The sequence below is a fragment of the Rathayibacter sp. AY1F6 genome, from assembly GCF_002932035.1.
Taxonomy (GTDB): Bacteria; Actinomycetota; Actinomycetes; order Actinomycetales; family Microbacteriaceae; genus Rathayibacter.
This window is the reverse complement of the sequence record NZ_PSVD01000022.1, coordinates 1-12,604: the sequence shown is the minus strand read 5'-3', so window position 1 is coordinate 12,604 and position 12,604 is coordinate 1. Positions and strand designations below refer to the sequence as shown.

Genomic DNA, 12,604 nt, shown 5'->3' with positions numbered 1-12,604 from the left:
CCCGTGCCGTCAAACCGCGCCGAACAGTGCGCGCGGAGGTGCAGAGGCGCGCTATACAGGGATTCGCTCCGCACGTCCCGGGGCAGGAAGGGGCCCGCGTGCCCGACCTCCTCCCGCTCCGCGTCCTCGGCACGGGCGAAGCGCTGCCCGAGCGGATCGTCACGACCGCCGAGGTCGCCGCGCTCTGCGGCCTGCCCGCCGACGAGGCCGAGCGCCGCTCCGGCGTGCGCACCCGCCACTGGGTCACCGACGACGAGGACCCGCTGGAGCTCGGCCTGCTCGCCGCCCGTCGGGCGCTCGCGGCGGCCGGGCTCGACACGGTCGACGTGGTGCTCAACGCCTCGGGCACTCAGCTGCAGGCGATCCCGGACGGAGGCGCGCTGCTCGCGGCGGGACTCGGCCTCGACGACGTCTCGGCGTACAGCGTCGGCGCCACCTGCCTGTCGTTCCTCTTCGCTCTGCAGGAGGCGGGATTCCTCCTCGCCACGGGTCGCGCCGACACCGTGCTCATCGTCTCGACCGACTGCGGCAGCCGCGGCATCGACCCGGGCCAGCCCGAGAGCGCCCTGCTCTTCGGCGACGCGGCCGCCGCCGTCGTGATCGGCCGCGGCCTGACGCCGGGCCAGGGCCTGGTCACCACGCACTTCCGCACCCGCCCGAGCGGTGTGCGCCACGCGGAGCTGCGCGGCTTCGGCTCGCGCATCCGCATCGAGGAGGCGCCCGACCGGCTCGCCGACTTCCGCTTCGACATGCAGGGCAAGGCGCTGCTCGTCGACGCGCTGCGGCACTTCCCGGCGTTCCTCGAGGAGGTGCGGCCGGGCCTCTCGAGCGGGCTCCCCGGCATCGACCGGGTGGTCCCGCACCAGACCAGCGCCGCCGGGCTCGAGGGCATGGCCCGCCTCTGGGGTCGCGACCGGATGACGATCACGCTCGGCGAGGTCGGCAACACCATCGGCAGCGCGATCCCGCTGGCCCTGCACCGCTCGGACGTGCAGCCGGGGGAGTCGGTGCTGCTGGTGGGCACGGGCGCGGGCACGCACTACGGCGCGGTGATCCTGCAGGCGTGAGAGGCGTACGGTCCGGCGGCCCCGATCGCGCGGCCGCCGCGGACGCGGTCGCGACGCTCCTCGCCCTCGTCGGAACGATCGGAGGGGTGGTCGCCGGTGTGCTCGCCGGGCTCGGCGCCGCCGTCAGCGGACTGCTCCTCGCCGGCTGCGCGAGCACCTACCGCAGCACATTCCTCGAGGTCCAGGATCCGCCGATCGACTGCCTCGCCGGGCCGGCGTGGCCCTTCCTCCAGTGGTTCCCCGTCGTCGGGGTCGGCGCGGTCCTCGCCTTCGCCGCCCTCGTCATCGGCGCCTACCGGCCCCGCTGGTCCGTTCCGATCAGCGTCGTCCTGGCCGCTGCGACCGCCGGATTCGCGATGCTGATGCTCCCGGGCGGCGGCGCCTAGCCGAGGAGCGACAGGGCCGAGAGCCCGAGGAACGGCGCCATCACCACGAGGCAGACCGCGGCGGACGGCAGGAACCCGTGGAAGGAGTCCCGCCCGCCGACCAGACGGGCGAGCAGTCCCGTGACCAGCGGTGGGAGCAGGAACAGCAGCAGCCACGGAGCCAGGACCTCCGCGCGCGGCGCCGTCCAGTCGGGCTGGTCGTCGCGGTCGAGCGGAGGGAGCCGCACGAGGAGGAACGCGGCCGTGAGGACGATCGCGGGGAGGACCGACAGGCAGGTGAGCGTGATCGCGGTGAACCTCGCCCCGTCGTCCCGGGAGTACCGGGCACGGTCGGGGTCGGGCGCGGGCCCCCGATCGGTGTCCTCGTCCCAGCCCGGACTGCTGAATCGGATGCGTCCCATCAGGCGATCATGCCGTTCCGGAGCGGGGTCCCGGCCCGGCAGACGGAACCTCCGTCAGTCCCGCCGCTCGACGAGCGCCCGCAGCGCGTCGCGGACGAACCGGGCGCCGGCGACTCCGCCGTAGTGCGCCGCGAACCGCTCGTCGTCGACGTACATCTCGCCGAGCCCGAGCAGGTACTCGTCGCTCGGGCCGCCGGTCGCATCGCGGGGCGTGCCCGGCACCTCGGCGAGCCAGGCGCGGTGCCGCTCGGCCAGCGCGAGCGCCTCCTCCCCGGTCGGATCCGCCCCGCTCGCCGCCGCGGCGATCCACGCGTCGGCGAGGTCCGCCTGCCGCCGCTGCCACTGCTCGCGGTCCTCCGCGCTCATCGAGCGCCACCAGCGGTCGCCGTCGGCGTACGCCGGGGCGCCCCAGCGGCGCTCCACTTCCTCGCGGTGCTCCGCGTGGTCGAACCCGTCGAACATCTCCTCGGCCATCGGCCCGTTCCCTTCTCTCATCGTGGTGATCGTCCCGGCGACCGCCCGGATGCGGCGATCGAGCCGTCGGCGCTCCTCCTGGAGCACGTCGAGGTGCCGCTCGAGAGCGGCCACCGGCTCCGCGTCGCGCCGCAGGATCCGCCCGATCTCGGGCAGCCCGAGACCGAGGTCGCGCAGCAGCAGGATCCGCTGCAGCGTCACGAGCGCGGCGGCGTCGTAGTAGCGGTAGCCGCTCGCGCCCACCCGGCTCGGCGGCAGCAGCCCCTCGGCCCCGTAGTGCCGCAGCGTCCGGCTGGTCGTGCCGGCCAGCCGCGCCACCTCGTGCACGGTCCACTCCTGCTCCACAGCGCCCTCCGTCTCCGCGTCGCCGGGGACTCCGGCGGCGATGGAAGCGACGGTACGGGTTGACGCAGCGTCAACGTCAAGCGGCGGGGACGGATCCCCTAACGGGCGCCGATCCTGCGGGTTCCCACCCGGAGGACGAGCTCGGTCACCGGCACCGCGGCGATCGAGCAGCAGGCCGCGGGCACCACGGTCAGCAGCGCGACGACGGCGTCCGTCCCGTCGCCCGCGTCGGTCCACGCCGCGATCGAGACCACGATCCAGGCGATCGCGAGGATGCAGACCGCAGAAGCGGTCCAGAGGACCGGCCAGGGCGCGCGACCCCGTCCCGCGGAGTAGGGGAGCCCGCCGACGGCCGCCGTCACGGCGGTCGCCAGAAGCGCTCGGGCCAGCGGGAGGAGCAGCTCGCCGGCGTCCCGGCCGGTGTCGAGGGAGGACAGGGCGAACAGGACCGAGGTCGTCGCGAGCGAGAGGACGCCGGCGCCGGCGACGAGCGTCAGCAGGGTCCGGATCAGGAGCCTCACCGGTCGCGTCCGGCGAGGAACGCGCCGCGCTCCTCCAGCAGCCGCCGCAGGTGCCGGTCGAGCACCAGCCGCTCCGCGATCCGCCCGAGGACGCCGAGCGGGGCGGAGTACTCGAGCCGGTCGATCATCACGGAGCCGGAGCCGGAGCCGGAGCCGGAGCCGGAGTCGTCGGGCTCGAAGCGGTGCTCGTGCCGGAAGGTCGCGAAGGGTCCGCGGGTCTGCTCGTCGACGAAGGAGTTCGGGGCGTCGAGCGCGGTGACGGTGCTGGTCAGTCGGAGCGGGACGCCGAAGTGCCGGGCGCTCCAGGTCACGTGCTCGCCGAGCCCGATCAGCCCGGTGGTCGTCCCGGACACCGCGCGCTCGCGAGCGCCGGCCTGCGAGGCGGTGTGCAGGTCGATGTCGCGCGCCCGGTCGAACATCTCGGCGGCCGGGCGGGCGGAGCGGGTCACGACCTGGAGGAGCACGGTGTCGATCCTGCCCGCCGCGCCCGCAGCCGGCCACGGACGCGCCGGTCCGCCCGCCTCACCAGCTCGTCACCACGATCCGCGTGATCACCCACCCCTCGTCGCGGCGGACGAGGCGGCTCGTCAGCTGGAGCCGCCAGGTCGCGTGCAGGCGGCCGATGGTCGCCTCGGTGATGGTGCGGGAGGTGAGCACCGGGTGCGCGGCGCCGCCCGAGAGGGCGCTCTCGACGTGGTCGATCTCGTGGTACTCCTTGCGCGCCTCGTCGATGTCGGCGAGCCACTCCTCCCGCGACTGCACCAGGCCGGTCGGGTGCTCGATCACGAAGCGCACGTCGAGCAGCGCCTCGAGCGCGGGCAGGTCCACCAGCTCCAGCGCGTCGAAGAGGGCGGCGTGCACCGCGGTCGGGCCGTCGTCCTCCAGCTCGTCACCCCTGCCGGCGGTCCCGTCGCCGCTCATGCCGGCGGTCCCGTCGTCGCGCGGCGGACGAGCTGCGTCGGCAGCTGCACGTGCAGCGAGCGCGGCTCGCGCCCGGCCATCAGGGCGATCAGCATCTCGGCGGCGGTCGCTCCGAGCGTCTGCATCGGCTGGCGGACTGTGGTCAGCGGCGGATCGAAGCGAGCCGCCTCGGGCACGTCGTCGAAGCCGATCACCGACAGGTCGTGGGGCACGGCGAGGCCCAGGTGCGCGGCGGTCTCGATGATCGCGAGCGCCGAGACGTCGTTGGCGGCGAAGACCGCGGTCGGCCGGTCGGGCAGCGACAGGAGCGAGGAGGCGGGCCGCCGGGCGGTGTCGCGGTGGTAGTTGCCCACCCGCAGCAGGCGCTCGTCGAAGGCGATGCCGGCCTCCGCCAGCGCCGCCCGGTAGCCGGCCTCGCGCAGCCGCGCCGAGCGCAGGTCGCCGCGACCCGCGACGAAGCCGATGCGGCGGTGCCCGAGGGCGACGAGGTGGCGGGTGGCGAGCAGGGCGCCGCCGAAGTTGTCGGACTCGACGGTCGGCAGATCGGCGCGGCCGGTGTGCGGGTCCACAGCGACGAGCGGGATGTCGGAGGGCGCGCTCACCACGCTCGGCGTGACCATGATCGCCCCGTCGATGAGGGTGCCGCTGAGCCGGCTGAGCGAGCGCCGCTCCCAGCCCTCCTGCTCGCCCTCATGGGAGCCGGAGTAGGCGAGCAGGTCGAACCGCGACTCCGCCAGCACCGACCCCACGCCCTTCAGGATCTCGGCGCTGAACGGCTCGAACCCCGCGACGAGCACGCCGATCACGCCCGTGCGCCGGGAGCGCATGCTGCTCGCGACGAGGCTCGACTCGTAGCCGAGCTCGCGCACGACCTCGAGCACGCGGGTGGCGGTGGAGGGGGCGATGCCGTAGCGGCCGTTCACGGCCTTGGACACCGTCGCCACCGAGACGCCGGCGGCAGCGGCGACGTCGTGGATGGTCGGTCGGGTGGTCATGTGGCCGACTGTAACCCGTGCTTCGAAAACCATTTCGAAAACGTTTGACCACTTTCGCAAGCACTGCGGACACTGACTCCACCCGCGAAGGCGGGAACCCCCACGGCGCCGGTGCATCAGGCGGCGCCCTCGATGAAGAGAACGGTTGGACGATGAAGTTCAGGAAGATCGCAGTGGCGACAGCAGCCCTGCTCGGCACGGTCGCGGCCCTCACCGGCTGCTCGGCCCAGGACTCGGGATCGAGCGACGGCACCGTCGCGATGACCCTCTGGCAGAACTCGACCACGGGCCCCGGCCAGGAGTTCTGGGACAAGACGATCGCGGACTTCGAGGCCGCGAACCCCGGAGTGACCATCGAGTCGCAGGCCATCCAGAACGAGGACCTCGACGGCAAGCTCCAGACGGCGCTCAACTCGGGCGACGCCCCCGACGTCTTCCTCCAGCGCGGAGGCGGCAAGCTCGCCGCCATGGTCGCTGGCGGACAGCTGAAGGACCTCACCGACGGCATCTCGGACCAGGCGCGCAGCGAGATCCCCGAGGGCTCGTTCTCGGCGAACGCGCTCGACGACAAGGTCTGGGCGATGCCGGTCGCCGTCCTCCCGGGCGGCCTGTTCTACAGCCAGGACCTCTTCACGGCGGCGGGCGTCACCGAGACGCCGAAGACCATCGACGAGCTCGACTCGGCGATCACGAAGATCAAGGGCAGCGGAGCCCAGGCCGTCGCGCTCGGCGCGAAGGACGCCTGGCCCGCCGCGCACTGGTACTACTTCTTCGCGCTCCGCGAGTGCAGCGCCGACACCATGGCCGAGGCGGCCGACACCAAGGACTTCACGGACGACTGCTGGGTCCGCGCGGGCGAGGACCTGCAGGACTTCTCGGCCACCGAGCCGTTCAACGAGGGCTTCCTCACCACCGCCGCCCAGCAGGGCGCGGGCAGCTCGGCCGGACTCCTCGCCAACCACCAGGCGTCGATGGAGCTCATGGGCGCGTGGAACCCCGGCGTGATCGCCTCCCTCACCCCCGACGAGAAGCCGCTGCCCGACCTGGGCTGGTTCCCGTTCCCCGAGATCGACGGCGGCGACGGCGAGGCCGGCGCGATCATGGGCGGTGTCGACGGCTACTCCTGCTCCGCGGGCGCTCCCGACGAGTGCGTCGACTTCCTCAACTACCTGGCCACCTCCGACGTGCAGAAGGAGTACTACGCGGCCTTCAACGCGCCCCCGGTGAACACCGTGGCGCAGGAGGCGGTCACCGAGCCGTACCTGCAGCAGATCCTCGAGGCCTACAACTCGGCCCCGTACGTCTCGCAGTGGCTCGACACCGTCTACGGCCTCAACGTCGGCAACGCGCTGAACGTCGGAGTCGTCGACCTGCTGGCCGGCAAGAGCGACCCCGAGCAGCTGGTCGAGGCCGTCAACGCCGCCGCGGCGAAGGCCTAGCCACCATGGCACTCCGCGAGAGCCCGCTCCTCGGAGTGGATGAGCCCCGCGGGACCGCGCGCACCGGAGGCGTCACCTCGACGCCTCCGGTGCGCCGGCGCCGCCGCAGCGTGGGCTGGGCGGGGCGCTTCGAGATCGCGCTCCTGGTCGGCCCGGCGCTGATCGTCTTCCTCGCCTTCGTGATCTTCCCGGTCGTGATGGCGGCCTACTACGGCTTCTTCAGCTGGCAGGGCTACGGAGTGCCGACGGACTTCGTCGGCTTCCGCAACTACCTGACGATCCTGCAGGACCCCACCTTCCACGACGCCCTCGCGCACAACGGCATCATCGTGGTGCTCTCGCTCGTGCTCCAGGGGCCGGTCGCGATCCTCCTGGCGCTGCTGCTGAACCGCAAGCTGCGCGGGCAGTCGATCATCCGCGTCCTGATCTTCGTGCCGTACGTGATCTCGGAGGTCGTCGTCGGCACCGGCTGGAGCCTGATGCTCCAGACCAGCGGCGCGGTCAACGGCCTGCTCGAGAAGGTCGGCCTCGGCGCGCTGAAGCAGGACTGGCTCTCGGATCCGGCGATCGCGATCTGGACGCTGATGCTGATCATCACGTGGAAGTACATCGGCTTCGCCGTGATCCTCTTCCTCGCGGGTCTGCAGGGCATCCCCGAGGAGCTGTCCGAGGCCGCGGCCATCGACGGCGCCTCCTACTGGCAGGTGCAGCGGCGGATCACCCTGCCCCTGCTCGCGCCGACCCTGCGGATCTGGGCGTTCCTGTCGATCATCGGCGCTCTGCAGCTGTTCGACCTCGTCTACATCATCTGGGGCCAGTACGTGTCCTCGACCGCGGGCACCTCGACCATGGCGATCTACCTGGTCACCAACGGCCGCAACGCCGGCAACTACGGGTACGGGAACGCCGTCGCGGTGGTCCTGTTCCTGATCTCGCTCGTGGTGGCGCTGCTCTACCAGCGCTTCGTGCTCCGGCGCGACACGGCGGGCGCACTGACGGGAGACAAGCGATGACCGGCACGACGATGACGGCCCCGCCGATCACTCCGGAGACCCCTCGGCCTCTCGCGGTGAAGCGGCGTCGTCAGCCCCTGGGCCGCGGCACGACGATCGCCTACGTCGTGGCGATCGTCGTGATCGCGCTGATGCTCGCCCCGGTGGCGTACATCATCCTCGGCGGCTTCCGCACGAACGCGCAGATCACCACCGACCCGGCGGGCCTGCCCTCGCCGTGGAACGTGCAGAACTACCTCGACGTGATCACCGGCGGCGTCTTCTGGCAGGAGGTCGGCAACTCCACCATCGCCGGCCTCGCGACGACGCTCGGCGTGGTCGTGCTCGGCCTGATGGCGAGCTACGTCCTGGCCCGCTACGACTTCACCGGGCGCGGCGTGTTCTACGCGCTCTTCGCCGCCGGCCTGATGTTCCCGATGACCGTGGCGATCACTCCTCTCTACCTGGTGATCAAGAGCCTCGGCCTGATGAACTCGCTCGCCGGAGTGGTGCTGCCGCAGATCGCGTTCGGCCTGCCGACGACGATCATCATCCTGGTGCCGTTCCTCCGCGCGATCCCGGACGAGATCCAGGAGGCGGCCTTCATCGACGGCTGCAGCCGGATCGGCTTCTTCTTCCGGATGGTCGTGCGCCTGGCGATGCCCGGCGTGATCACCACGGGGATCCTCGCGTTCATCGCGAGCTGGAACAGCTACCTGCTGCCCCTGTTCATCCTCAACAACGAGTCCACCTTCACGCTCCCGCTCGGAGTGCAGGCGTTCTCGTCGCAGTACTCGGTCGACACGGCGAAGGTGCTCGCCTTCGTGTCGCTGTCGATGATCCCGGCGCTGATCTTCTTCAGCGTCTTCGAGCGCCGCATCGTCGGCGGGCTGACGGGGGCGGTGAAGGGATGAGCGGATCGCTCCGCCCGTCCGCCGCGTCCCCCGTCCCGTCCGCACCCGTCGCCCCACCCGCAGAGAGGGTCGCACCGTGACCGCACCGCACGCACCAGAGGACCCACAGGCTCCGTCCGCCCGCACCACCGAGCTGCTGGGCCGGATGACGCTGGAGGAGAAGCTCTCCCAGCTGGTCGGCTACTGGGTCGACCAGGGCGGCGAGGTCGTCGCCCCGCTCGCCGGCGAGATGGCCACCTCGACCGGGTACGCCGAGGCGACCCGCGAGGGGATCGGCCAGCTGACCCGCGTCTACGGCACGCGCCCCGTCGATCCGCTCGAGCGCGCTCAGTGGCTGTGGGCGGAGCAGCGCCGGCTCGTCGAGGAGACGCGGCTGGGCATCCCGGCGATCGTCCACGAGGAGTGCCTGACCGGGCTCGCCGCCTGGCAGGCCGCGACGTTCCCGACTCCGCTCGCCTGGGGAGCCTCGTTCGACCCGGAGCTCGTGGCCGAGCTCGGCGCCGTGATCGGCGGCTCGATGCGCGAGCTCGGGATCCACCAGGGCCTGGCGCCCGTGCTCGACGTGATCCGCGACCCCCGCTGGGGCCGGGTCGACGAGTGCATCGCCGAGGACCCGTACGTGGTCGGCACGATCGGCACCGCGTACGTGCAGGGGCTGCAGTCCACCGGCGTCGACGCGACGCTGAAGCACTTCATCGGCTACTCCGCCTCCCGCGGCGGCCGCAACCACGCGCCGGTGCACGCCGGACCGCGTGAGATCGCGGACGTGCTGCTGCCGCCGTTCGAGATGGCGATCCGCGACGGGGGCGCCCGCTCGGTGATGAACTCCTACGCCGAGATCGACGGGGACCCGGTCGGAGCGACGCCCGCCTACCTCACGGGCGTGCTGCGCGAGCGCTGGGGCTTCGACGGCGTGGTCGTCGCCGACTACTTCTCGGTCGCGTTCCTCCACCTCATGCACGCGGTCGCCGCCGATCTGGGCGAGGCGGCCGAGCTGGCGCTCGCCGCGGGGATCGACGTGGAGCTGCCCACGGGCGACGCGTTCCTCGCGCCGCTGGCCGCGCGCATCCGGGCCGGGGAGGCCGACGAGGCGCTCGTCGACCGGGCCGTGCTGCGGGTGCTCGCGCAGAAGGAGCGTCTCGGCCTGCTCGACGCGCGCTTCGACGACGCCCCCCAGTCGATCGACCTCGACTCGCCCGCCCACCGTGACATCGCCCGCCGCCTGGCCGAGGAGTCGGTGGTGCTGCTCGCCAACGACGGCGTCCTGCCGCTCGCTGCGCCGCGCCGCCTCGCGCTGATCGGCCCCAACGCCGACAGCGCGCCCGCGCTCATGGGCTGCTACTCCTTCGCCAACCACGTGCTGGCGCACCACCCGGGCGTGCCGCTGGGCTTCGAGATCCCGACGGTCGCGGACGCGCTGGCCGACGAGTTCGGCTCGGCCGAGCTGCTGCTCGCCGAGGGCTGCTCGGTCGAGGGGGACGACGCCTCCGGGATCGCCGAGGCGGTCCGGGCGGCCGCCGACTCCGACGTGGCGATCGTGGTCGTCGGCGACCGGGCGGGTCTGTTCGGCCGCGGCACGGTCGGCGAGGGCAACGACGTCGAGAGCCTCGAGCTCCCGGGCCGCCAGCGCGAGCTGGTCGAGGCGGTCGTGGCGACCGGGACTCCGGTCGTGCTCGTGCTGCTGACCGGCCGCCCCTACGCCGTGGGCTGGGCGCTCGACGGGCCGTCGGCTCCCGCCGCCGTGCTGCAGGCGTTCTTCCCGGGGGAGGAGGGCGCCGGCGCGATCGCGGGCGTCGTCTCGGGACGGGTCGACCCCTCCGGCCACCTGCCGGTCTCGCTGCCGCGCTCGGCCGGGGCGCAGCCGTTCTCGTACCTGCACCCGATCCTCGGCGGGCCGTCGGACGTGACCTCCGCCGACAGCACGCCGGTGCGCCCGTTCGGCCATGGCCTCTCGTACACGCACTTCGCCCGGACGGAGCTGGCGGTCGAGGAGTCCGCCCCGACGGACGGCTCCTTCACGGCGACCGTGCGCGTCCGCAACACGGGCGAGCGGGCGGGCACCGACCTGGTGCAGCTGTACGCCCGCGACGTGTTCGCGAGCGTGACCCGGCCGGTGGCGCAGCTGCTCGGCTACGCGCGGGTCGCGCTCGAGCCCGGCGAGGAGGCGGAGGTCCGCTTCGAGGTTCCGGCCGCGCGCCTGGCCTTCACCGGACGCGAGGGCGTGCGGATCGTCGAGCCCGGCCGCGTCGAGCTGTGGGTGGGCCCGGACTGCGCGACGCGCGAGACGGAGGCGGCGCTCGAGCTGGTCGGCCCGGCCGCCGCTGTCGACGCCTCCTCGCAGCGCCTCGTCGGCACCCGCGTCCAGCGGGCGGGAGCGGGCGTCCCGGCCTGACCCCGTGCACAACGCTGGAAGGATCGCTCCGGCGGGCCGTGGGTCCGCGGATCCCGGTGCCCGCGGGGCGATCCTTCCTGCGCTGTGAGCACGACGCGGCTCCGGCACCGCTCTGGCGCGGCTCGAGCGGGCGCGGCAGGCTGGGGGGATGAGCGACGACGCGAAGCAGACCCTCCTCCGCTACCTGCAGGAGGGGCGCGACGCCCTGCTGCAGAAGCTCGACGGGCTCGACGAGTACGACGTGCGGCGGCCGCTGGTCGCGACGGGCACGAACCTGCTCGGCCTGGTGAAGCACGTGGCGGGCACCGAGGCGGGCTACCTCGGCGCCGTGTTCGGGCGGCCGTTCCCGGAGCCGATGCCGTGGATGGAGGACGAGTCGGAGCCGAACTCGGACATGTGGGCGACGGCCGACGAGTCCCTGGCCGACGTCGTCGCGCTGTACCGCCGCGTGTGGGCCCACTCCGACGCGACGGTCGCGGCCCTCCCGCTCGACGCTCCCGGGCAGGTCCCCTGGTGGACGAACCGCGACGTGACGCTGCACCGGATCCTCGTCCACATCACCGCGGAGACGCACCGGCACGCGGGCCACGCCGACATCGTCCGCGAGCTGATCGACGGGCGGGTCGGGCTCCGGACGCCCGGCGACAACCTCCCGCCGGTGCCGGAGGAGTGGTGGCCGGAGTACCGGGAGCGCCTCGAGTCGCTGGCGCGCGCCGTCCGCGACCGGGCCTGACGTGCCGGCGTCCGTCGGCACCGCGGTCACGCCGGCACGCGCGGCGCGGCTGCTCGACGAGCTCGATCCCGCGACGGAGGCGGCGCTCGATGCGGCCCTGGGCGGTCGCGGTCGGGGCCGGGCCGCCCTGCAGCGGCGCCGCGACGGGGCGTCGCCGGAGGAGCGGAGGCAGCGGGCCGCGCTCGAGCGCCGGGCGTTCAGCGCGGAGGCGGACCCCGCGGCGCTCGAAGAGCTGGCACTGCTGCGCGCGCAGCGCCGCGAGCGGGAGGAGGCGCTCGACGCCGCGGTCGCGGGACTGGCCGCGCCCGCCGGACCCGCAGCGGCCCGGGGCCGGATCGGCCGCGGGACGGCGAGCGACCGGGGCGGGACGCGCCGTGACCGGACCGGCTGGGACGAGACCGGCCGGGACGAGGTCGGCCGTGACGAGACCGGCCGGGACGCGGCGCCCGGCTGGGGCGAGCGCAGTGAGACCACCGGAGGCGACGACGCCGACTCCCGCACCTCCGCCACGCCCCGCCCGCGCCGCCGCCTCGGGGTGATCGCCGCGCTCGTCGCCGTGCTCGGGCTCGCCGCCCTCGGCACGGCCGCCTCCGTCGCGCTGGCCCCTCGCCCGTCGCTGGAGGTCTTCACCGAGCCCTGGGCCGTCCCGGACGACGTCGCCACGCGCCCGCTGTCGACCCTCGCGAGCCTCCGCGTCTTCCACTGGGGGCCGACGCGCTACCTGGGCAGCATCGCCGGAGTCGACTACTTCGCCACCCTCAGCCTCGACTCCTTCTCGGCCGCGGAGCTCGCCGACGAGTCCGTCTGCCTCTACGGGCTCGCGCGCTCCGACGGCGACGTCGTCGTCACGGACTGCGCGGCGACCGCGGACTTCGTCGCGAGCGGCATGACCCTCTCGCCCGACGACTACCAGGGCGACGCGGGCGGCACCGGAGTCGCCTGGGGTCCGACCGGAGGGATCCGCTCAGCCGGCTGAGGCGGCTGGCCCGACTCGACCCGCCCGCCCGCCGTCCCCGATCAGCCC

The 12,604-nt window shown here is 73.6% G+C and carries 14 protein-coding genes; 8 read left to right on the top strand and 6 right to left on the bottom strand.

The genetic code is table 11. The features are described 5' to 3' along the window. The first annotated feature begins 98 nt into the window (after positions 1-98). Positions 99-1,067: a 3-oxoacyl-ACP synthase III family protein gene (locus C5C44_RS14265; protein ID WP_219827857.1), complete on the top strand. Its 969-nt coding sequence runs from the start codon at positions 99-101 to the stop codon at positions 1,065-1,067. Continuing rightward, on the top strand, positions 1,064-1,453 hold the full coding sequence (locus C5C44_RS14260; protein ID WP_104308481.1) for a hypothetical protein: 390 nt from the start codon (positions 1,064-1,066) through the stop codon (positions 1,451-1,453). The genes C5C44_RS14265 and C5C44_RS14260 overlap by 4 nt, the downstream gene beginning before the upstream one ends. On the opposite strand, the gene C5C44_RS14255 is transcribed toward C5C44_RS14260, so the two are convergent. From C5C44_RS14255 to C5C44_RS14230, 6 genes are all read right to left on the bottom strand, one after another. Further along, positions 1,450-1,854 (bottom strand): hypothetical protein, encoded by a 405-nt coding sequence (locus C5C44_RS14255; protein WP_104226342.1) that lies wholly within the window; start codon positions 1,852-1,854, stop codon positions 1,450-1,452. The genes C5C44_RS14260 and C5C44_RS14255 overlap by 4 nt on opposite strands. A gap of 54 nt (positions 1,855-1,908) precedes the next feature. Beyond that, the gene (locus C5C44_RS14250) at positions 1,909-2,673 is read right to left on the bottom strand and encodes a TipAS antibiotic-recognition domain-containing protein (protein WP_104336075.1); all 765 of its coding nucleotides are present in this window, start codon (positions 2,671-2,673) and stop codon (positions 1,909-1,911) included. A 98-nt stretch (positions 2,674-2,771) separates the two neighbouring features. Continuing rightward, a complete protein-coding gene (locus C5C44_RS14245; protein ID WP_104336074.1) occupies positions 2,772-3,194 on the bottom strand; it encodes a hypothetical protein in 423 nt (140 codons plus the stop codon). After that, positions 3,191-3,658, bottom strand: a complete 468-nt coding sequence (locus C5C44_RS14240) for an SRPBCC family protein (protein ID WP_308471044.1) — start codon at positions 3,656-3,658, stop codon at positions 3,191-3,193. The genes C5C44_RS14245 and C5C44_RS14240 overlap by 4 nt, the downstream gene beginning before the upstream one ends. A gap of 58 nt (positions 3,659-3,716) precedes the next feature. Next, entirely contained in the window at positions 3,717-4,115 is a 399-nt protein-coding gene (locus tag C5C44_RS14235; protein ID WP_104336073.1) for a nuclear transport factor 2 family protein, read from the bottom strand. Next, complete coding sequence (locus C5C44_RS14230) at positions 4,112-5,110, bottom strand: LacI family DNA-binding transcriptional regulator (RefSeq protein WP_104224902.1); 999 nt, start codon at positions 5,108-5,110, stop codon at positions 4,112-4,114. Before C5C44_RS14230 ends, C5C44_RS14235 begins: the two co-directional genes overlap by 4 nt. Before the next feature lie 152 nt (positions 5,111-5,262). On the opposite strand from C5C44_RS14230, the gene C5C44_RS14225 reads away from it, so the two are divergent. The 6 genes from C5C44_RS14225 to C5C44_RS14200 all read left to right on the top strand — a co-directional run bounded on the left by C5C44_RS14225 (position 5,263) and on the right by C5C44_RS14200 (position 12,556). Next, positions 5,263-6,549, top strand: a complete 1,287-nt coding sequence (locus C5C44_RS14225) for an ABC transporter substrate-binding protein (protein WP_104336072.1) — start codon at positions 5,263-5,265, stop codon at positions 6,547-6,549. Between the two features lie 5 nt (positions 6,550-6,554). Continuing rightward, complete coding sequence (locus C5C44_RS14220) at positions 6,555-7,562, top strand: carbohydrate ABC transporter permease (protein WP_104226347.1); 1,008 nt, start codon at positions 6,555-6,557, stop codon at positions 7,560-7,562. Then, the gene (locus C5C44_RS14215) at positions 7,559-8,455 is read left to right on the top strand and encodes a carbohydrate ABC transporter permease (protein ID WP_104224899.1); all 897 of its coding nucleotides are present in this window, start codon (positions 7,559-7,561) and stop codon (positions 8,453-8,455) included. Before C5C44_RS14220 ends, C5C44_RS14215 begins: the two co-directional genes overlap by 4 nt. A 145-nt stretch (positions 8,456-8,600) precedes the next feature. Beyond that, the gene (locus C5C44_RS14210) at positions 8,601-10,847 is read left to right on the top strand and encodes a glycoside hydrolase family 3 N-terminal domain-containing protein (protein ID WP_104336071.1); all 2,247 of its coding nucleotides are present in this window, start codon (positions 8,601-8,603) and stop codon (positions 10,845-10,847) included. Between the two features lie 148 nt (positions 10,848-10,995). Continuing rightward, entirely contained in the window at positions 10,996-11,580 is a 585-nt protein-coding gene (locus tag C5C44_RS14205; protein ID WP_104336070.1) for a DinB family protein, read from the top strand. 1 nt (position 11,581) lies between these two features. Next, the gene (locus C5C44_RS14200) at positions 11,582-12,556 is read left to right on the top strand and encodes a hypothetical protein (protein ID WP_104336069.1); all 975 of its coding nucleotides are present in this window, start codon (positions 11,582-11,584) and stop codon (positions 12,554-12,556) included. The last annotated feature ends 48 nt before the right edge of the window (positions 12,557-12,604 follow it).